This is a genomic window from Candidatus Eisenbacteria bacterium, from assembly GCA_016867715.1.
Classification (GTDB): domain Bacteria; phylum Orphanbacterota; class Orphanbacteria; order Orphanbacterales; family Orphanbacteraceae; genus VGIW01.
This window is the reverse complement of the sequence record VGIW01000003.1, coordinates 61,743-82,764: the sequence shown is the minus strand read 5'-3', so window position 1 is coordinate 82,764 and position 21,022 is coordinate 61,743. Positions and strand designations below refer to the sequence as shown.

Genomic DNA, 21,022 nt, shown 5'->3' with positions numbered 1-21,022 from the left:
GGAACAGACTAGCAGATCTCCGAGACCCCGCCAAGCTCGATTGCGAGAGAGCGGGCCACGCTCCGGTCCTCCACCAGGAGAACGTCGCAGCGTTCCCGCCCGGCCGCCTCCCGCAGGATCCCTCCCTCAACCGACGTGAAGACGCGGATCGGGATCTCGGCGGCCCAGGTCCGGATCCGCGCGGCCTTCTCCGCCTCCATCTCGGAGGCGATGAGAAGAACGCCCCGCTTCCGGCGCCGGGCCGCGATCCGCGCCCCGGTCTCCCCCACCACCACCCGACCCGTGCGGAAGGCGAAGCGAAGAAGCATTAGGATACGCTCCCGCCCGCCTCCTCTTCGCGCGCCGCCGCCTCCAGCCGCGCTCGGATCGCCTCCCTCTCCCCCGCCGGAAACCATTTCTTGAGCCCCCGCTCGAGCCGAGCCACGCACTCGCTCCGCGCGCACACGTAGAAGCCACGTCCCGGGTGCGTCCGGCCGATTCGGATTCCGCCGCGCGCCGCCCGCACGAAGCGGATCAGCTCGCGCTGCGGCCGCTGCCCGCGGCACCCGAGGCACGTCCGGATCGGCCCGTCCGAGCGCGCCTCACGGCTCCGCCCGCTGCTCCTCTTCCTCGCTCGCGGGCTCTTCCTCTTCCGAGTCATCGTCTCCCGCATCCTCCCCCCGCTCCGGATCGGACGATCCCGCTCCTTCTTCTCCCTCTTCTGCCTCTTCTCCCTCTCCCTCTTCTTCTCTCTCTTGTTCCTCTCTCTCTTCTTCCTCTTCCCCTTCCCCCCGAACCGCCTTCTCGAGCTCTTCCAGCATGATCTCGGCCGACTCGACGATCTTCTCGGCGGTCTTCTCGCCGACCCCCGGGAGCTCCGTGAGGGTCGCGATGTCTACCTTCAAGACATCTTGTACGTGAACATATCCTTCTTGAATCAATCGCTGGGCGAGCTTCGGACCCACCCCGGGGAGGTTCTCAACGCCGATGAGCGGCATCCCCTTCTCGTCGACGCTCGGGAGAACCGCGGGCGGCGCTTCCTCCTCCTTCACGAGATCGATCTTCCATCCGGTGAGCTTCGCGGCGAGACGCGCGTTCTGCCCCTTCTTCCCAATGGCGAGCGAGAGCTGCCCTTCCGCCACCGCGACGCGCATCGAGTGCTCTTCCTCGCGGACCGCGATCTCGGTCACCTTGGCGGGAGAAAGCGCGCGCGTCACGAAGACTTTCGGGTCGCCCGACCAGGGGACGATGTCGATCCGCTCCCCCGAAAGCTCCCGAACGACCGCCTGGACGCGCGAGCCCTTCATGCCGACGCACGCGCCCACCGGATCGATCCGATCGTCGTTCGAGAAGACCGCGATCTTCGAGCGGAGGCCCGCCTCTCTCGCGGTGGCGCGGATCTCGACGATCCCCTCGTGAAGCTCCGGGACCTCCATCCGGAAGAGCTGCTCGAGGAAGCTCGGGTGCGTCCTCGAGAGAATGACCTGGGGGCCCTTCACGTTCTTCTGCACGCCGATGATGACGGCTCGGATCGCGTCTCCCTGGCGGTACGCCTCTCCCGGGATCTGCTCCCGATACGGGAGGAGCGCCTCCGTCCTGCCGAGGTTCACGACGAGATCCCCTCGGTCGACCTGCTGAACCGTCCCGGTCACCACCTCGTTCACCCGGTTCTGATAGTCGTCGAAGACCCGCTCCCGCTCCGCTTCCCGGACGCGCTGCACGACCACTTGCTTGACCGCCTGAATCGCGTTCCGACCGAACTCCTCGATCGGGATGTCGATCCGTAGAACGTGCCCCACGTCGGTTTTGGGGTCGTGCTCCCTGGCCTCCTCGAGGGACGCCTCGAGCACCGGGTCCTCGACAACGTCCACGACGTTCTTGAGGAGGTAGATGCCGATCGTCTTCTTCTGCTCGTCGACCACGACGTCCACCTCGGCGGTCTGGCCGTGCTTCTTGCGGACCGCGGCGACAAGACCCGCGGTGAGCGTTTCGATCACGAGCTTCTTGTCGACGTTCTTCTCTCGGGCGATCCCCCCGAGCGCCTCGATGATCTCGAAGTTCATTTCTTTCTCCCGGACCCCGGCTTCCCCGCCCCCTTCTCGAAGAGAAGGCGCGCGGATCGGATCCGTTCCTTGGGAACACGGACGACCTCGTCCTCGATTCGGAGGATCACGTCCTCCCCGTCTCTTCCTCCGAGGAGCCCGACCCACTCGCGGGTTCCCTCCTCCTCGACCTCCGCGTGGAGACGGACGAGCCTTCCCCGGAAATGATCGTACTCCTCGTCCCGACGCAGGCGCCGATCGAGACCGGGGGAGGTCACCTCGATCACATAGCTCGCGGGCGCCCTCTCCCATGTCGTGAGAAAACCGGCGAGCGCGCGGTCGACCCGCACGCAGTCACGGATCGTCGTCCCCCCCTCGCCGTCGATGACGAAGCGGAGAAGCGTGCGCGGCCTCGGCACCACCTCGACGTCGAGCAGGGCAACCCCCTCCCTCTCGACCGTCTCCCGGGCATGTTCGAACAGATCGTCCGCCAGGCTTCTCGCCTCCATGCCGATCCCTCCTCCCGCGCCGGGGCAACAAAACGCCCTCGCAACGGATCCGCCCGAGGGCAACGATACGGTAGGCCGGAATGCCCGCCGCGTCAAGGGATTTCGTGGCCGCCGTACACGAGCTCCGTGAGCACCGAACCGACCGCGCCGAGGCTCTTCGCCGAGCAGATTTCGGGGAGATCCCCCGTCGTGTGCCATTCGGGGAAGCCGTGCCCCGCGAGGAGAACCGTCGGGATCCCCACCTCGATGAACGGCACGTGGTCGTCGTAGAGCTCGATCGTCCCGGATGTCCGAAATGCGTCCGGCGCGATCCGCTCGCCGATCCTCAGGATCGCCTCGAGCAGAGTGGGGCAGCATTCCATCGATCGCTTCTCCCGATAGACTCGCAAGTCATCGTGACCCACCATGTCCGCGATCACGCCGTAGCGGGGCGAGAACCCGGTGAGCGACGCGGAAGCCGCCGCGGCGCGGGATCCGAGGCAGTAGCCGTCCGGGGACCCCGCGCTCCCCTGGTCCTCGCCGTCGAGAAAGAGGAGATCGACACCGATCTCCGGCGGGTGGCGGCCGAGGATCTCGGCGAGCGCGAGGAGAACCGCGACGCCGCTCCCCCCGTCGTTCGCCCCCGGCACCGGATCGGCCCGGCGCGCGGGATCAGGATCGAGATCGGCGTGCGCGCGCGTGTCCCAGTGGGCTCCGAAGAAGATTCGCTCCTCGAGCTCGGGGCGGAAGGATGCCAAGAGGTTCGTCCCGGTGAAGCTCGATCCGGTTAGGGCGTTCTTTCCCGAAAATGATCGTTCAGCGACGCGCGCCCCGCGCGCGCGAAGCTCGGACGCGAGCCACGCGCGCATCTTCGCGTGCCCGATCGTACCCGGAACCCGCGGTCCGAAGGCGACCTGCGCGCGGACAAGCGCGAGCGCCTTCTCGCCGTCGAAGCGGGGAACGTCGCGCTCCGCCCCGGCCGGAAGCGCGAGGGCCAGCGCCGCGACGCCCGCGGCAACCCACCTCGCGGACCGCGCCGCGATGCGACGGAAGGGAGGCCTCGCAGCCCGAGATCCCCGCCCGCAGTAGAAAACGCGCGCGGAGCCCAGGCTAGAACTTGAAGAGAGCGGAGATGCTCGCCCCGACCGTCCGCGTGCTCCGGTTCTCATTCTTGAGGTTCCTTCGCTCCCCGAACTGAAGCTCGAGGCTCCCGGAGAGATTCTGCAGCCACGTCCAGGTCACCCGCGGGCGAAGGGTGAAGTTCCGCGTGTGCGCGTCGAGACGATACGGCCTCGTCTGCTCTTCCTTCGCCGTGTCGTATCGAAAGTCGAGCGAGAAGTCCGTCGTAGCGGTGTACGATCCGCCCTTCGTCCCTTTTCCGAGGATGGGGATGTTGACCGTCTTCCGCGACGAGATCTTGTACGAGACGGCCGCGTTCAGTCCTTGGGTCGTGGAGACCTTTTCCGAGAACCCCCCGCGGAACGTGCGCGAGATCTCGGTGGAGCGGTCGGTCGAGAGCGTGCTTCGGAGACCATTCTTCCAGTCGAGATCGATGCCCGCGAGCGGATCCCAGCGCGAGGACTCCCTTTCGGTCTCGATCGAGGAGAGCGTCTTCCCCGACTGTTCGGTTCTCCGCGTGTAGGCGGCATCGAGCGACGCCGAACGGAGATAGTCCTCGAGCCTCCACAGGCTCTCGAGCCCGTCCCAGCTGTACGTCAGGTCGGGCCACGTCGTGCTCCTCGATTCCCTCGCGTTCCGCGATTGGTCGGTTCTCTGCTTCGACGTGTTGAAGGAGAAGCGGAGGCTCATCGACGCGGGGAGCCGCACGGAGGACGAGGCGCGCGTCGTGAGCGTGCGCCCGGTGTTCGCGGTCAGCGTCTGCCCCGGAAGGCTCTGCTGGAGGAGCGAGTCCACCTGGTCCGTCAGCCCGAATTGATAGCGGAGATCCGGGCGACCGGCGAGCCGGTCGTAGCGGGAATCACGCCCATAGCTCACGGATGCCGTGACGTCGCCGATCCTCGTTCCCGCGTTCCGAATTCCGGAGAGGACCGACGAGGGGCCGAAGCCGGTCTTCACGCTGTCCGGGCTCTCCTCGTCTTTCCTCCCCGGGATCGCCTCGAACAGCTTCGCGACGCCCACCGCGAAATCGACCGAGCTCGTGTTCGTGTTCTGCACGTTGTGAAGCGTGCGCACCCCGAGAGTGTCCCCCGTGACCGTATCCAGCTCGACCTGCCGCTGCGCGATCGGCATGTCCTCCGAGTACCGCGTGTTGTACTGCAAACGCGGCTTGAACCAGGCGAGAAGCGAGCTGAACGCGGGGCTGTACGCCAGCTTCGTCTCATGCGTCCTCCGCACCTCGATCCCGCGGTTCACCGAGCCGAGGAACGAGAGCGGCTTGCCGTAAAGGTGGTCCCTCGCGGTCGCGAAGCTGAAGTCCGACGTAAACGTCTCGCTGCTCACCGGGTTCATCGAGAACGAGAAGTCCGACGTGGACTTCCTCGCCTCGACCGACCGCTTCGAATCGGAGCGGACGTCGATCGTCGTGTTCGTCGATCGCTCCCTCTGCGCGGAGACGCTTCCCCTCGTCGGGAGTAGGTTGACCCCCCAACTGCGGAAAACCTTGAGATCCGAACGGAAGCGCGGCGCGTACGAGTAGTTCCAATCCATGCCGTACGAACGCGTGGAATCGATCTTCGTCGGGTTGAACGAGCTTCCCCGCCGCCCGTTCAACCGAAGACCCATCGAATCGAAGCTGTAGTAGAGCCAGGGGGTCTCGGCCTTCTTCGATCGCTGGATCGCGAGGGACGCGCCTTCCGACAGCCGCTCCGACTTCTCCGCCGACGGATCGGCGAGAACGATGTCCGAGGCGGTCTGCAGCTCCGGCAGGCTCTGGCTTTTCGACCAATTCACGGTGAGCGGAAGGGGAACGTTCGCCGCCTCGAAGAACTTGCCGAGCTTGATCGTCCCGGCGACGTTCGCCTCCGTTTCGTCGCTCCCCCGGCGAGGGTTTTCCTCCCCCTCGTCCCCATAGGCCCCTCCCCCCCCTCCTCCGATACTTCGGAACTCCTTGTCGACCTTTCGGAAGTCGGCGCTCACCGACGCGAAGTCGGCGACCTGCAACTCGACGCCCACCCGCGCCGCGAAGCCCGCGTCCCCCTTCACGTCGAGCAGACGGAGATCATCGACCCAAATCACGCCCGAGAGGTCGCGATCGCGGGAGGGATTGGTCACGCCGAAGGTGAGGCGCCGGACCTTGGTCATGCTCGGGTTGCCGACCGCGGAGTAGACGTACGTCTTGGGGCCGCGGGAGGTGGAGACCGTGAGGGTGTCGCGCCTCGCCTCCACGCCCCGCCCGTAAAGGGAATCCGTTTCCGGTTCGAGAAGCTTGATGCGCGTCAGAGACGCGAGGTCGAGCAAAACCCGCTGCCAGGCAGTGCCCGAGGCGCTGTCCAGAACCGTCGCGAACTCGTAGAAGTTCAATGAGTCGCCGCCGAAGCGGAAGAAGAAGTGCGGGTACGGCTCGAAATCCCCCTTCGGATCGGCGCGCTTCACCCAGAACTCCATGCTCTCGTAGCGAGTGTAGTCTTCGTCGTCGAAGAGGGCTCGGAAGACCGAGCCCATGTGCCCCGGGTGAAGGTTCTCGTAGTTCAGGACGAGCGACTGCTCCTTCTCCGGAACCTGGCGCTCCACGAGGATCTCGACCGGAGGCGGATCGTACGGCTCGCCGTCCTTGTTGTTGATCACGCCCGCGGCGAAGATCTCGAAGGGATCCGCGGCCGACGAATCGATGAGCGCGCCGCTCGAATCTTGGAGACCCGCCTCGAGCCAGCGGTTCCCCGCCACCTCCATCGAGTAGATCTGGAAGCGCGCCGCGGTGGTGTCCACGTTCTCGAACCAGAAACGGACCGACTTGATCCCCTTGTCGAACGTGGGCATCACGCCCCCGATCCCGACCACTTCCGCCTTCGCCAGCGGAACGCGGAAGAGGCGCCAGTTCTTGCTTCCCTCCTGAGACCCCCGCGCGGCGAGGAACTCGTCGCTCGAGAGATCGATCGTGAAGCGAAAGTACGCCTTCTCCTCGTCGACATACCCGTTCCCGTTCAGGTCTTCCGTGTCGAGGAAGCCGTTGTCCTCCGTTCCGTTGATCCGCGAGTAGTCATCCGGCCGGTTCTCGTCGTAATCCCAGTCGTCTCCGTTCGGATCCGACCCGGTCCCCGGTTCCAGCGCGTTGAAGAGCCCGTCGAGGCCGGTGTCTTCGTCTGTCGGGCCGTTCCGTCCGGTGTCGTCGAGCACGCCGTCGCCGCTCTCGTCTTCCGTGTCGAGGGCCCGGTTCGGCGCGGCCGTGCTCCACATCGCGTCCTCCCCGAGAAGACCCATGTCCACTCGGAGCTTTCCTCGATTGAGGCCGAAATCGTTGATCCACACCTCGAAGAACTTCCGCTCCTTCAGGTCGAGGCCCGTCTTCGACACGAGCCGCATGATCCCGCCCCACGCGCCGTTCGCGGTCCCGTCGGCGACCGTGCCGTCCCGCAGAGCCACCTCGAGAACCGGGACGTACTTGATCTTCTCCTCGGAGGAGAGGCTCGGGTTCAGGTCCCCGCGCGTCGTCGCGTTCTTCGGGTTGTACCACCAGACGTTCCGGTACCTCTTCTCCCAGTCCAGCTCGTCGGCGTCGGTCGAGAGCTTCGGGATCGACATCGGGTTCCACTGGCGGCGCGTGATGCCGAACGACGAGGTCTCCGCGGTCCCCTCCATGTCGTCGATGTAGACGGCGTTCTTCGTGTTCGGGTTCGGGAATGTCCCGGCGGTCTCGAAATCGATTCGGAACCTCGACTCTTCGAGCGGCGTGATTCCCGGAATCCGATCGACAAGCTCGGTGAGGATCGTCGGCTGGCGCTCCGTCGCGAGCGAAAGCCCGCCGACCACGATCCGCGAGGGCTCCTGCCCGAGGCGAGGCCTCCGGTACGGAGTCCGCTTCCCCTTGTAGAGCCAGATCGAGGAGATCTTCGTCTTGTCGCTGAGGTTGTAGGTCCCCGCCGCGCCGGCCAGGCTCTTCTGAGCCTGCGAGAGGAACGGGGCGTATTCGAAATCGACGGTGATCTTCGCGTCGGGGGGGAGATCGGTGAGGAACTCGATTTGGCCGATCTCGTAGATGATCCGGTAGTCGGAACCGCGGGTCAGCGTGCGCCCGTCCACCTTCACCACCTCGCTCCCCTCGAGGATGTTCGATCGGTTGAGCGAGAACGTTCCCTGCGACGTGCGGTACTTCACCTCGATCTCGTACTTCGAGTCGCTCGGCTTCGGATCGTGGTTGTCGTAGAGGACGGGGTTCTTCTCGATGATGAGCGAGTCGGCCGGCTGCCCCGGGTATTGATGATTGTACGCCGGATCGAACGGGCGGAGATCCGGGAAGAAGAGAAGCCCGTTGTCGTAGTCGACGAGCACGCGGGGGAAGTACGGGAGCGAGCTCCCCGGCGGAATCCCCGCCTTCTCCGCGATCTTGTTCCCCGCGCCGAAGTACTGCCCGTCCACCCGATCGTCCGGAGCAGGGTTCGAGCTCTGGTCCACGACATCGAGCCCGAGTATCTCGAGGAAGGTCTTCCCCCCCTGCTGATCGAAGCGCACCTCCGCGCCGGCCGCCTTCCGGTAGATGCGCATCTCGAACCCTTCCTCGACGATGCTTCGCGCCCGGAGGTCGTACACGTTCCGGAGCTGGTAGTACCACGTCGCGCCGAACTTCTCGTTGGTCGGCCGGTAGAACTCGGCGGGCGGACGGATCAGCTTCAAGGTGGCGACGACGCTCGAATCGACCGACGCCTCGGGCGGCACGTTTCCGGTCTCCGCGGTGCCTCGTTGATACCACACGCCGAGCGTGTAGTTCTCCGGCAAGCTCCGGTTCAGCGTGAGGACGCCGATCTCCCGATTGATGTAGTAATCGACCGACTCCTCCAACTCGTCGAACCATCCGGGCTGCTCTTGCGTGGCGGTCGCCGGATCGTTGACGTCGACGAACGCCCGCGCCTGCACCTGCGCGCCGGTGTTGTTCGTGGCGTTGTCGTCGTCCACGAAGACGCGAAGGTCGTCGATCGGCTGGAACTGATCGATCACGAAGAACCGTCCCTTGAGGTAGTCCAGATCGTTGATGACGAGCGAGTCCTCCCTCCCTCCCCCCGTATAGGTCTCCCGGTCGGTGCGCCCCTGCTGTTGCGAGAGGATCGTCGTGAAGTCGAGCTTCCCCGCCTTGCCGACCACCTTCACGCCGAAGAGGCCCTGCTGCTGCGCGCTGAACGAGACGAACTGGTTCCCCGGAAGAGCGAGATTCGTGTTCCCCACCTCGATCTTCTGGATCACCTCGTCCTCGAAGCCCTCATACCGAAGCTTGATCCGGTTCTCGAGAGGCACTTGCGACTCGGAGTTGTGTTGGACCTCGACCTTCACCTTCTCGCCGATCGTTCCGGTGAGGTTGATCTGGAGCTGCTGCCTCATGTCGAGCTCGGGGAACTTCCTCTGGCCGCCGCTCTCGTTGTCCCGGTCCATGATGAAGTACTGCGTCTCTCCCGAGAACGTGATCGACTCGCTCCCCGAGACCTGGATGTTCGCCCCCTGGCCGATGATCCGAGACAGGGTCTTCGGGAAGCGGACCGGAAGGTCGATGTTGAACATCCCCGAATCCACGCCCCTTGCCGTGCGCGCCCCCACCGAGCGGTTGTTCTTGATCCAATCCCGGCGTGTTCGGTAGTCGCGAAGAGCCTCTCGGTACTCGTCCATCGAGGCGACCCACGGGTAGACGAGCGGAATCCCGCGGAGCGCGTGCTCGGCGACGACTCGGTTTCGCTCCCAATCGACGCGGAGGGTCGTCTCGATCCCCTCCTCGGGGAACTTGAGGAACGGCCGGTGGGGTTCCGGATAGGGGGCGAGGAGCGCGCCGCCGAGGAAGGCGGGATGGTTCCGGTGAATCGGCTCACGGATCAACGAGAAAGGCGCGCCGCCCGTCACGTCGGCTCTCCCGCCCGCGCCGAGCGCCGGTTCCGCGCAGACGCCGGCGAGAAGGAGTGCGGCGGCGATCCGGCGGGGCGCTCGACGGCTCGGTCCGAAACGCATCACGGCTTCCTTGCGCCCAAAAAACATCCTCTTCCCGGCGAGAAGGAAGAGGCGAGATGCCGGGGCTTTTCCGACCGGGATGCCCCTCTCTGGTTCATCATGGGGGAGCCCCATGGGGTTTTGTGTGGAAAGGGGCAAGGGGCGTGCCACATTCGGCCCGTCCCCGTCCTCGATCTCCGGGCGCGACCGGCCGTCGTGCTCCAGCAACCGATTGAGGAACAATTGGTTACGCGCATTGCCCGGCGCAGCTCTCACGGGCAGCGGCCGCCCCGTCTCCACCGGCGTACCCATACGGCGACGCCGTGTCCCTCGCGGGGGACGCGCCGGGAAAGAGGTTGTCGCAGCCCTATCCTTTCGATAAGGTGATCCGGCGGAGGAAATCATGAGCCCGATTCTCAGCTTCTACATCCTCCGCCGGCACGTGGCCCCCTTCTTCTTCGCGATCCTCGTGATCACCTTTCTTTTCGTGATGGACCTCCTCATCGACTACATCGATCTCTTTCTCGGAAAGGGCGTCCCCTTGCCGGTCGTCCTCGAGGTCTTCTTCCTCAGCCTCGGTTGGATGATCGCCCTTACGGTCCCGATGAGCACGCTCGTTGCGACCGTCACCGCCTTCGGCCAACTCTCCGGCGACAACGAGATCACCGCGATGAAGGCGGCCGGCATCGGTCTCTATCAGATCCTCGCGCCTCCGCTCCTCGTCTCCATCCTCCTCTCCTACGGTCTCGTCGAGTTCAACAACCGCGTCCTGCCGGACAGCAACCATCGTCTCGCCGGCCTCCTCGTCGACATCCACCGAAAGCGGCCCGCCCTCGCGATCAAGGAGGGCATGTTCAACGACGTACAGGGTTACACCCTCCGCGTCGAGAAACTCAACCCCCGCACGTCCGAAATCTCCGGCGTCACGATCCAGCGCGCCGAGAAGGGCGAGGAGGCCGAGACGATCGTGGCGGAGCGAGGACACCTTCGCTTCTCGAGCGACGGGAACACGCTGACGCTCGACCTCCGCGACGGGGAGATCCACGCCGTCGAGGGGGAGAACCCCTCCAATTACCACAGAATCGCGTTCCATACGCACACGATCCGCATCACCGACATCGGTTCGGCCCTCATCCGGTCCGAGAAGAAGACGCGCGGCGACCGTGAGCTCTCCGCGGGCGACATGCTCGAGCGGGTGCGCGCGTACCGGAAGGAGATCGACGACGCGCGCGGAGAGACTCGCGAAGCCGCGCGCGAGCATCTCGCCGTGCGCTTCTCCGGGCTCCTTGCGGACGATACCCTCGCCGCGGCGGGCGCCTCGATCCCGCCGTTTCTCGCCCGCAAGAACGTCGGAAGAGAGATCAGCGGCTTCGGCAACCGCCTCGTCTCCCTGGCGAGCACCACCGAGGATCGGAACAAGCAGATCGATCGATACATGGTCGAGGTGCACAAGAAATACGCTCTTCCCGCGGCGTGCATCGTCTTCATTCTCGTGGGCGCTCCTCTCGGCGTGAAGGCGCAGCGGGGCGGGCTCGGGGTCGGCGTCGGCTTCAGCATCGCCTTCTTCGTCGTCTACTATCTCTTCCTCATCGGAGGAGAGAAGCTCGCCGACCGAGGCTACCTTCCCCCCGCCGTCGCGATGTGGGCCGCGAATGCTCTCATCGGCGGCCTCGGTCTTCTCCTTGTTCGGCGCACGGCCCGCGAGGCGAGCCCCTTCCGCTTTCCTGGATTCGGACGACCCGAGAGGAAACGAAGATGACGCGTCTTCTCGACCGCTATGTCGGCGGACGCTACCTCGTCTCCCTCGCGTTCGCGCTTCTCGCGTTTCTGGCGATCTTCGTTGTCCTCGATCTCTTCGAGAAGCTCGACGACTTCCTTGACCAGGGAGTGCCCCTTCCGGTCGTCGGCCGCTACTATCTCTTCCGTCTTCCAGAGATCCTTCTTCTCATGCTCCCGGTCGGCATGCTCCTCGCGTGTCTCGTCTCCCTCGGATCGCACGCGCGAACCAACGAGTTCCTCGCCATGCTCGCCGCGGGCGTCAGCATGCGGCGGACGCTCCTTCCGGTTCTTGTTCTCGGCTTCACTGTCAGCCTGGTCGCGCTCGCGGCCGGGGAGATCCTCGCCCCACCCGCGGCGGAGCGGGTTCACGCGCTCCAGGACGAGGTGATCAAGCCGGGGAGAAGCCGAAGCGCGCGCGTCCGGACGAACCTCTCGTTTCTCGGCGACAACGGAAGGCTCTTTCGCATCGGGCGGCTCGACGTTGAGAAGGGAAGGATGGAGAACGTCGTCGTTCAGCTTCTCCGCGAAAACGCCCTCGTCGAGAGGATCGACGCCGAGAGGGCCGATTGGGAGAACGGAACCTGGGTGTTCCGGAACGGCTACTTCCGCCGCTTCGCGGAAGAGGTTCTTGCCGAGGCGTTCTCTTTCGCGGAGAGGGCGGAACCCGGAATCCGGGAAACCCCCGCCGACTTCGCCAAGATCCAGAAGAACCCGAGACAGATGAGCTATCGAGAGCTGAAACTCTTGATCGAGAAAGTCAAGGCGAACGGCGGCGAGGTGATCAAGGAGGAGGTGGACCTCCACATGAAGGTCTCCTTCCCGTTCACGAACTTCCTCATCGTTCTCCTCGGAAGCCCGCTTGCCGCCCTGCTTCGGCGCGGGGGAAACGCGGTCGGCTTCACGCTCGCGCTCCTCATCTGCTTCGTCTACTACCTCGCCATCCGGGTCGGCCAATCGCTCGGATACAACGCGGTCTTTCCGCCCCTCGTCGGTGCGTGGATCCCGAACCTCCTCTTCCTCGCGATCGGCGCCGTCCTCTTCCGCAGGCTCGCCCGCCGCTGAAACCTACGTCCCCGAGGAGTAGTCTGTCCGGTAGCGGACCTGCTCCTCCGTGAGGCGGTCGACGCGGATCCCCATCGTCTCGAGCTTGAGCGTGGCGATCTCCTCGTCCTGCTCCTTCGGCACGTCGTAGACCTTCTTCTCGAGGGTGCCCCTCTTCTCCACGAGGTGCTTCATCGCGAGGAACTGGTTGGCGAAGCTCATGTCCATCACCTCGGAGGGATGTCCTTCCGCCGCGGCGAGGTTCACGAGCCGCCCCTTCGCCAGAAGGTAGATCCGACGGCCGTCCTTCAGCGTGAACTCCTCGTTGGCCCGGCGGATCTCCCTCTTGGAGCGGGCGCGAGCCTCGAGATCGGTGATTCGGATCTCGCAGTCGTAGTGCCCGGTGTTGCAGATCACCGCGCCGTCCTTCATCGAGTCGAAGTGCGGCCCGACGAGAACGTCCTTCATCCCGGTCGCCGTGATGAAGAGATCCCCGACGCGCGCCGCTTCCTCCATCGGCAGGACGCGGCATCCCTCGAGCGTCGCCTGGAGGGCTCGGATCGGGTTCACCTCGGTGACGATGACGTTCGCCCCGAGGCCTTTCGCCCGCATCGCGCATCCTCTCCCGCAACGTCCGAATCCGGCGACCACGACGTTCTTCCCCGCCACGAGGACCGAGGTCGCCCGGAGGATTCCGTCCATCGTGGATTGGCCGGTTCCGTACACGTTGTCGAAATCCCACTTGGTCTCCGCGTTGTTCACCGCAATGACCGGGTAGCCGAGCGCGCCGTCTTCCGCCATCGCGCGGAGCCGCTGCACGCCGGTCGTCGTCTCCTCGGTTCCTCCCCACACGTTGCCCAAACGCTCCATTCGGCGGTTGTGAATGGTGAAGATGAGGTCGGCGCCGTCGTCCAGCGTGAGGACCGGATCGATGTCGAGCGTGCGGTCGATGCACCAGTAGAACTCTTCCACGCTCATGCCGTGCCACGCGTAGATGCGCGTTCCCTCCGCCGCGAGCGCGGCCGCCACGTCGTCCTGCGTCGAGAGCGGGTTGCACCCGGACCATGCGACCTCGGCCCCCGCCGCGACAAGCGTCCGAACGAGGACCGCCGTCTCCTTCGTCACGTGAAGACACCCCGCGATGCGGGCCCCCTTCAGCGGCTTCTCCTTTTCGTAGCGGCGCCTGAGATGCATGAGAACCGGCATCCGCGACTCGGCCCACTCGATCTTCTTCATCCCATCGCCCGCGAGCGAAAGATCTTTCACCTTGAACTTTCCATCGGTTTCCGTTCGCATTCCGCGTCTCCTCTCGGACGGCATCTCTGAAGCGCCTCTTCGGATCCACGATTCGGGTGGAAGCGCTCCCGGGGAGTGTACCACGCGCCGGCGGTTCGGGCGAAACGGCGCAAACCGGCGGCGGGCACGCGCTCGGAAGCTGCTATCGAGAATCGACCTCGGAGGAGTCGCCGACGTTCAGGCGCTGGAACTTTCCCCGAACGACCGCGTAGAGACCGACGAGCGACCGATCCAGGAGGCAGTTCTCGATCACCGCGTGCTCGTTCACAATCGAGTCCCGCACGATCGAGTCGGTGATCGCGGCTTCCTCTCCGACGGTGACGTAGGGGCCGATCACGGATCGGACGACGCTCGCGGACGATGCGAGGTACACCGGCGGGATGATGATCGAGCCCTCGACCTCGACGCGCGCGGCTTCTTCCTCGAGAAGAAACCGATTGGTCTGGAGGAGCGAGTCGGGTTCGCCGCAATCGAACCAGCCGTTCACGGTCACGGCGCGGATCGGCTCGCCCTTCTCGATCATCCTCTCGATCGCCTCCGTCAAGTAGATTTCCCCGCGCGGCTCGCGTTCCCCCTCGACGATCTCGGCGAGCGCTTCGAAGAGCCTTCCGGATCGGACGAAGTAGTAGATCCCGACGATCGCGAGGTTCGAGACAGGAGATTCGGGCTTCTCGACGAGCCGCGCGATCCTCTGATCTCTCAGTTGGACGACGCCGAAACGGGAAGGGTCCTCGACCGCGCGCACGCCGATCGCGTTCATCGGGCCGCCGATCACCGACTCGAAGTCCGCCTTGAAGATCGTGTCGCCGAGCACGATGAGGACCGGTTCGTCCGGATCGACGTAGTTCCGCGCGAGGTAGATCGCGTGCCCGATCCCCTTCCTCTCCTTCTGCTCCACGAAGTCGAACGGGATGCGATACCGCGAGGTAACATACGACCGGATCGGATCCCCGAGCCTTCCCACCACCAGAATCGCGTGATCGACCCCCGCCTCGAGGAGCTCGTCCAGAATGTGCCCGAGGATCGGCTTGCCGGCCACGTTGAGGAGAGCCTGCGGCATCGTGTGCGTCTGCGGCTTGAGGCGGCGACCCGCCCCCGCCAACGGGATGATCGCTTTCACAGCCGCTCCCTCCCGTCTCGCCCGTCGGCGCGTTTCCCTCCGCGCTCCGCCGCGAGTTCCAGCTTCAAGCGGTCGATCGAGAGAACCGGTGTGGGATCGACTCCGTGAAGAAGAGCGAGGAAGTAGCTCACGAAATCACCGAAGTAGATTCCGGAGAGGATGCGCGCGAGCGGCCGGTCTCCGCGAGGGACGTGGCAAAGAACGATCCGCGCGCTTTCCTTCATCATGCGGAGCGCCCCCTCCATTCCCCGCCGGACGCTCGGCGGATCCGCCTCGCTCGTGAGAAGGACGAGCCCGATCGGCGGGATCCCGTCCGCCCTTTCCCACCCGACGATCTCGTTGTGGTTCGCCTCCGGAAACGCCGCGCGATGCGCGAGCGTCTTCGCGTTCTCGGCGAGTTGGCCGCACCAGCGCGCCGCGACCGGGGCCATCTCCCCCTCCGCGTAGTACACGTACGGAACAAGCCCGAAGAGAGAGCGCGCGGCCTCGGCGGGAGCGCTCTCGCAAGGCGCGCCGCCGAGCTTCCATTCGTCGCGCTGTGCGCCGAGGAGCCTGGCAGCGTCCCGGAGCGCGCGCCCATCCTCCGACCCGACCCCCGCCCTCTCGAGAAGGAGGAGGACCGAAGCGGCGAGGTAGCCGATCGCCGCGCGCGGCGGGAAACCGGACGGGATCGAAACGCGCGGCAGGCCCCGCGCCTCTGCGCGCGCGAGAAGTTCCCCCCCCGACGCGACGACCGCGAGCCGCGCTCCCCGCTCGAGCGCGCGCGCCGCCGCCGCCGCCGTCTCTTCGGTCTCTCCGGAGTAGCTCGCCGCCAGGGCGAGCGTGTCGGGACCGCACCATGCGGGGACCTCGGGGCCTCGCACGACGCACACGGGGATTCCGGCCGTCGGCCGAAGGAGCGCCGCCGCGATCTCGCCGCCGATCGCCGAACCCCCCATCCCGAGGAGGAGAACATTGCGGAGGTCCGACCCCTCCGGCTCCGCGCCTTCCACGCGGAACCGCGCGACCGCGTCCTCGATCTGTTCCGGAAGACCGCGGATCCGATCGAACATGTCCGCGCGGTCGTGGCGCTCTCGGAGAGCCCGCCAATCCTTCATCCCTTCTCCCTTTCGCCTCGAACCTCCAGGTCGTGAAGGAACTGTTCCACCGCCTCCCGCACGCGCCCGGCCGATGGCATCCGGAGCGCTTCCTCCGCGAGCGCGCGCGCCTCGCCGGTTTCCATCAGAGAGAAGATCCGCTTCAGCTCCAGGATGAGATACGGGTGGACCGAGAGCTCGCGCGCCCCGAGACCGATGAGGAGAATCGCGCAGAGCGGCTCTCCCGCCATCTCCCCGCAGATCGACACGGGGATCTCCGCGTCGCGCGCCGCATCGAGCACAAGCTTGACCATAGCGCTCACCGCCGGATGGAACGGATCGAACAAATGGGCCACCTTCACGTTGTCTCGATCGACCGCAAGGCTGTACTGGATCAGGTCGTTGGTTCCGATGCTGAAGAAGTCCACCTCGCGCGCGATGTGCGGGGCGAGGAAGACCGCCCCTGGAGTCTCGATCATCGCGCCGACGCGGATCTTCTCAGGAAGCCGCACACCCTCGAGGCGCACCTCCTCGCGCGCATCGGCGATCAGACGCTTCGCCTCGAGCACCTCGTCGAGCGTCGAGATCATCGGAAGGAGAATCGAGAGGTTCCCCACGGTCGAGGCGCGCAGAAGGGAGCGCACCTGCACCCGGAAGAGATCGCGAAGCTCGAGCGAGATGCGGATCCCGCGCCAGCCGAGCATCGGGTTCGGCTCCATCGGCGCGGAAAGAGGATCGAGGACCTTGTCCCCTCCCACGTCGAGCGTTCGGAAGACGACCGGATCCGGGGAGACGCGCCGTAGGATCTTGCGATAGACGGTGGTCTGCGCCTCCTCGCGCGCGATCTCGACGTCGCGAAAGTAAAGGAACTCGGTTCGGAAGAGCCCGATCCCGCGCGCGCGGTTCTCGATCGCGAGCGGGACCTCCTCCGGGACGTCCACGTTGGCGAAGAGGCGGATCTCCACCCCGTCCCGAGTGACCGAAGGGAGATCGCGGAGGCGAAGGCGCTCGCGCGAGACTTCCATGTAGCGGCGCTGGCGGCTTCTCGCGCCGCGAAGGAGATCGGCTTCGGGACGGAGAACGACGATCCCTTCGCTCCCGTCCACGATGATCCGATCCCGGTGCTCCGCTTCCTCGAGTATCTCCTCGACCCCGACGACCGCGGGAATCTGCAGGGATCGGGCCATGATCGCGGTATGCGAGGTGCGTCCCCCCTGCCGCGTCGCGAACCCTTTCACCTTGCTGCGCGGAAGCTGCACGGTTTCCGACGGGGTGAGATCGTCGGCGACGAGGATCACGTTCTTGTCGATGTGAGCGAACGAGCGGCGCCGGCCTCCGTGGAGATGATGGAGAAGACGCCGCCGGACGTCCTTCACGTCCTCGGCGCGGTCGCGGAGGTATTCGTTCTCCGTGCGGGTCAGGGTCTCGATCGCGCGCGCGAACGCATGGTGCGCCGCCGCCGCCGCGCTTCGCCTCTCCTCCCGGATCTCGGCGAGGGCGGCGTCGAGAACGGCCTCGTCCTCGAGGAGCAGAATCTGAGCGTCGAAGACGCGGACGAGATCCTCGCCGACGATCGAGCGATAGCGGGTCCGTATCTTGAGGACTTCATCGCGCGTCTCCGCGATCGCTTCGAGAAGCCGTTTCTCCTCCCTCTCGATCTCCTCGGGGGCGATCCGAACCTCCTCGATGTCAAGGTCGCGCGCGTCGAGGACGAAGACCTCTCCAACGGCAATCCCCGGCGAGACCGGAAGCCCGCGCATCTGCACCTGGCCCTTCCGCGCCTTCCGTCTTCCCGCCGAGCTTCGTCCTTTCACGTCTCTCCGAGCTCCTCCCCGAACCCCGCCTCGAAGAGCGCCGCGATCGCAGCCGCCGCGTCTCGCTCATCGGGACCGTCCGCGGCGATCGTGATCTCCGTTCCGAGTCCCGCCTCGAGGGCGAGAATCCCGAGGATGCTCTTCGCGTTCACGCGGCACTCGCCGTTCTTTAGCCCGATCTTCGAGAGAAACCGATTCGCCGTCTGGGCGATCCGCTCCGCCGGCCGCACGTGGATCCCGAGCTTGTTCCGGACGAGCACCGTCTGCTCGGTCATCGCGCGCATCCTCTCGGCGAACCGCACCGGGCCTACGGCCGGCCCTCTTCCGGCCGCTTCATCGCGTGGATCAGGCTGTCGTTCAGGAGCTCCGCCGGACGGATCCCGTGCACGCGCAGCAGGTGGTTCATCGCGACGACCTCCACCAGCACCGTGATGTTCTTCCCCGGGATGATGGGAATGGTCACGACCGGGATCTTCACCCCGAGAATGGTCGTCATCTTCTCCTCGAGGCCCAGACGGTCGTAGTCGACGTCTCCCGCCCACTCCTTCAGCCGGACCTCCACGGAGATCTCCTTCCGCCGCGCGACCGCGCGGATCCCGAACATCCGGCCGACATCGATGATCCCGATCCCGCGGATCTCCATGTGGTCCCGGAGGCGCTCGCTCGCCTCGCCGACGAGCTCGCTTCTTCGCCGCGTCACGATCACGAGATCGTCCGCGACCAGCCGGTGCCCCCGCTCGACGAGATCGAGCGCGCACTCGCTCTTCCCGATCCCGCTCTCCCCAGTGAGGAGGAGACCCACGCCGTAGACATCGACGAGACTCCCGTGGATGTGCGTGAGCGGCGCGAACAGGTGCTCGAGGTACTCCGTCAGTTGATGAATAAAGGGAGTGGTGGAAAACGGGGTCCGGAGAATCGGAACGCCCGCCCGCGTCCCTCGCTCGACGAGATACGAGGGGAACACGAGACCCTTCGCCACGATGACGCACGGAAGATCGTGATCGAACAGACGATCAATCGCCCGAATTCGCTCTCTCTCCTCGAACGTCTCGAGAAGGAGCATCTCCGTCTCACCCAGGATCTGGATCCGATCGGCGAGGAAGTTCGCCGTGAAGCCGGCGAGGGCGAGTCCGGGCCGGTTGACATCGCTCACCGTGATCGGGCGCGCCGCCGCGAGGCTCTCGGTAAGCGCCTCGAGCTGGAACTCGTCCTTCTTCTCGTCGAAGAAGCGTTGAACGGATATGCCCCGCATCCGCCGCTAGACCTCGATCACGCCGTAGTCGCCGTCCTTCCGCCTAAGAACGACCGTCAGCCGCTCGGACACCGGATTCGTGAAGAGGACGTAATCCTCCTCGGCCTCCCGGAGACGGCGGATCGCCTCCTCGACCGTGAGGGAAGGGGCGGTCTCCTCATCCGAGCGGAGAACGCGCAGGCTCTGGTCCTCCTCGGATCGTTCCGAGCTCACGACCTGAACGCGAGGGGCCGGCCCGCGATGGCCCTTCTGCTTCCGACTGAGCACCTTCCCCTTGCGCCGCTGGACTTGCGTCTCCAGCTTCTCTGCCGCTTGATCGACGGACGCGTACATGTCGTCCGATTCCGAAGCGCCGGTCAGGCGGAACCCGTTCCCGTGAACGGTCACCTCGGCCTTGTGCCGGTGCTTCTCGACGGCGAGCACGACATGGGCTTCCTGCAGCGGGAGCCCGTACTTGGAGAGACGCTCGAGCTTCTCCTCGGCGTGCTTCCGAAGCCCTTCCGTCAGATCGAAGTGGCGGGCCGTGATCGAGACCTGCATCACTGCTCTCCTTTCCCTCTCACGATCCCCCGATCAGAATTCTTTTCGGTAGCGGGCGGCCAGAATCCCCATCTGCTCTCGGTACTTCGCGACCGTTCGGCGCGCGATGAGAAGACCCTCCTTCTTGAGGATCTCGACGATCTTCTGATCGCTGAGCGGCCTCTTCCGGTCCTCGGTCTCGACGAGCTCGCGCACGCGGTCCTTCACGCGCTTCGCGGACGCGTCCTCGCCCGACTCCGACCGGATGCTCGAGGAGAAGAAGAACTTGAGCTCGTACACTCCCCGAGGCGTTTGGACATACTTGCTCGAGGTGACGCGGCTCACCGTCGATTCGTGCACGCTGATCTGCTCCGCGACCTGCTGGAGCGTGAGAGGCTTCAGGAAGCGGATGCCGCGGTCGAAGAACTCGCGCTGGTGCTCGACGATCGCCTTCATCACCTTGATCATCGTGCGGCGGCGACGCTCGATCGTGTTGATCAGTTGGTTGGCCGCGGTCAGCTTCTCTCGAATGAACTCGCGCGCCTCTCCCTCCGCCGCGTCTCCCTGCGAGACGAGCATGTTTTCGTACGCCTTCGAGATGCGGAGGCGCGGCACGTGGACGTCGTTCAGGTAGACCACGTATTCGTCATCCACCCGATCGACGACTAGGTCCGGCACGATGTAGCGCGGCTCCTCGTCCGAGTAGAGGATCCCCGGACGCGGGTTCAGCTTCCCGATCTCGGCGGACGCGTTCTGGATCTCGCGCGGCGTAGTCTTCAGCCTCTTGGCGAGATCGAGGTACTTGTTCTGCACGAACGCATCGAAGTGCTCGTCGACGATCCGGTACGCGTTCGTCCCTTCCTTCCCGTTCTGCCGGAGCTGGAGAAGCAGGCACTCGCGGAGGTCGCGCGCTCCCACGCCCGAGGGATCCAGCGTCTGAAGGAGACGGACGGCTTCCTCCACGCGCTCCCGCGGGGCGCCCACGCTCTCCGCCACCTGCTCCGCGGTCATCGTGAGGTAGCCCCGCTCGTCGAGACTCCCGACGAGGAACTCCCCGATGCGGAGAAGATCGTCGTCGCCGGTCGCGATCCGAAGCTGCGACAAGAGATGCTCGGAGAGGCGAACGGTCGTCGAGGGGACCCGCTCGTAGTAATCCTCGCTCGACTCCCCCTCGTTCCGCCGAAAGTAGCTGTACTCCTGCGGATTGTGGAAGTACTCGTCCCAGTCGATCTCGGCGCGCCCGTCCCCGTCCGGCGCCGTCCCCGCCTCGGGCTCCGGAGCCTTCCCCTCCTCGTCGCGCGCGTCCGCCTCCCGCTCGAGCGACTCCTCCTCCTCCTCGACGAGATCTTCGATCTCCTCGAGCAGCGGGTTCTGGAGAAGCTCCTGCTTGAGAACGAGCTGGAGCTCGAGCGTGGGCATCTGCAGAAGCCGCAGCGCCTGCTGGAGCTGGGGGGTCATCACGAGCTTCTGCGTCTGCAGCATTCGAAGCTGGAGACCCGCTTTCATCTCCATGGCACGTCTTCCTTCTTCGCCCCC

Annotated in this window: 16 protein-coding genes; 2 read left to right on the top strand and 14 right to left on the bottom strand. The window is 65.6% G+C overall.

Annotated elements, in window-relative coordinates; genetic code table 11:
- Positions 1-8: 8 nt before the first annotated feature.
- The 6 genes from FJY73_01450 to FJY73_01425 all read right to left on the bottom strand — a co-directional run bounded on the left by FJY73_01450 (position 9) and on the right by FJY73_01425 (position 9,610).
- Positions 9-308 (bottom strand): hypothetical protein, encoded by a 300-nt coding sequence (locus tag FJY73_01450; protein ID MBM3319332.1) that lies wholly within the window; start codon positions 306-308, stop codon positions 9-11.
- Positions 308-640: a YlxR family protein gene (locus FJY73_01445; protein ID MBM3319331.1), complete on the bottom strand. Its 333-nt coding sequence runs from the start codon at positions 638-640 to the stop codon at positions 308-310. Before FJY73_01445 ends, FJY73_01450 begins: the two co-directional genes overlap by 1 nt.
- Complete coding sequence (gene nusA / locus FJY73_01440; protein MBM3319330.1) at positions 582-2,042, bottom strand: transcription termination/antitermination protein NusA; 1,461 nt, start codon at positions 2,040-2,042, stop codon at positions 582-584. The genes FJY73_01445 and nusA overlap by 59 nt, the downstream gene beginning before the upstream one ends.
- The gene (locus FJY73_01435) at positions 2,039-2,530 is read right to left on the bottom strand and encodes a hypothetical protein (GenBank protein MBM3319329.1); all 492 of its coding nucleotides are present in this window, start codon (positions 2,528-2,530) and stop codon (positions 2,039-2,041) included. The genes nusA and FJY73_01435 overlap by 4 nt, the downstream gene beginning before the upstream one ends.
- 92 nt (positions 2,531-2,622) lie before the next feature.
- Complete coding sequence (locus tag FJY73_01430; protein ID MBM3319328.1) at positions 2,623-3,378, bottom strand: M28 family peptidase; 756 nt, start codon at positions 3,376-3,378, stop codon at positions 2,623-2,625.
- A 241-nt stretch (positions 3,379-3,619) separates the two neighbouring features.
- Positions 3,620-9,610 (bottom strand): hypothetical protein, encoded by a 5,991-nt coding sequence (locus FJY73_01425; protein MBM3319327.1) that lies wholly within the window; start codon positions 9,608-9,610, stop codon positions 3,620-3,622.
- A gap of 382 nt (positions 9,611-9,992) precedes the next feature.
- Between FJY73_01425 and FJY73_01420 the strand changes: the two genes are divergently transcribed.
- Both FJY73_01420 and FJY73_01415 read left to right on the top strand, forming a co-directional pair.
- Positions 9,993-11,348 (top strand): LptF/LptG family permease, encoded by a 1,356-nt coding sequence (locus tag FJY73_01420; GenBank protein MBM3319326.1) that lies wholly within the window; start codon positions 9,993-9,995, stop codon positions 11,346-11,348.
- A complete protein-coding gene (locus FJY73_01415) occupies positions 11,345-12,430 on the top strand; it encodes an LptF/LptG family permease (GenBank protein ID MBM3319325.1) in 1,086 nt (361 codons plus the stop codon). Before FJY73_01420 ends, FJY73_01415 begins: the two co-directional genes overlap by 4 nt.
- A gap of 3 nt (positions 12,431-12,433) precedes the next feature.
- On the opposite strand, the gene FJY73_01410 is transcribed toward FJY73_01415, so the two are convergent.
- From FJY73_01410 to rpoN, 8 genes are all read right to left on the bottom strand, one after another.
- A complete protein-coding gene (locus FJY73_01410) occupies positions 12,434-13,705 on the bottom strand; it encodes an adenosylhomocysteinase (protein ID MBM3319324.1) in 1,272 nt (423 codons plus the stop codon).
- A 142-nt stretch (positions 13,706-13,847) separates the two neighbouring features.
- Entirely contained in the window at positions 13,848-14,825 is a 978-nt protein-coding gene (locus FJY73_01405; GenBank protein ID MBM3319323.1) for an NTP transferase domain-containing protein, read from the bottom strand.
- Entirely contained in the window at positions 14,822-15,922 is a 1,101-nt protein-coding gene (locus FJY73_01400) for an SIS domain-containing protein (protein MBM3319322.1), read from the bottom strand. The genes FJY73_01405 and FJY73_01400 overlap by 4 nt, the downstream gene beginning before the upstream one ends.
- Positions 15,919-17,715 (bottom strand): phosphoenolpyruvate--protein phosphotransferase, encoded by a 1,797-nt coding sequence (ptsP, locus tag FJY73_01395; protein ID MBM3319321.1) that lies wholly within the window; start codon positions 17,713-17,715, stop codon positions 15,919-15,921. Before ptsP ends, FJY73_01400 begins: the two co-directional genes overlap by 4 nt.
- Positions 17,712-17,990 (bottom strand): HPr family phosphocarrier protein, encoded by a 279-nt coding sequence (locus FJY73_01390; GenBank protein ID MBM3319320.1) that lies wholly within the window; start codon positions 17,988-17,990, stop codon positions 17,712-17,714. The genes ptsP and FJY73_01390 overlap by 4 nt, the downstream gene beginning before the upstream one ends.
- 32 nt (positions 17,991-18,022) lie before the next feature.
- Positions 18,023-18,967, bottom strand: a complete 945-nt coding sequence (gene hprK / locus FJY73_01385; protein ID MBM3319319.1) for an HPr(Ser) kinase/phosphatase — start codon at positions 18,965-18,967, stop codon at positions 18,023-18,025.
- 6 nt (positions 18,968-18,973) lie between these two features.
- Positions 18,974-19,507 carry a ribosome-associated translation inhibitor RaiA gene (gene raiA, locus FJY73_01380; GenBank protein MBM3319318.1) on the bottom strand — a complete coding sequence of 178 codons (534 nt, stop codon included), beginning with the start codon at positions 19,505-19,507 and terminating at the stop codon, positions 18,974-18,976.
- 33 nt (positions 19,508-19,540) lie between these two features.
- Entirely contained in the window at positions 19,541-20,998 is a 1,458-nt protein-coding gene (rpoN, locus tag FJY73_01375) for an RNA polymerase factor sigma-54 (GenBank protein ID MBM3319317.1), read from the bottom strand.
- Between the last annotated feature and the right edge of the window lie 24 nt (positions 20,999-21,022).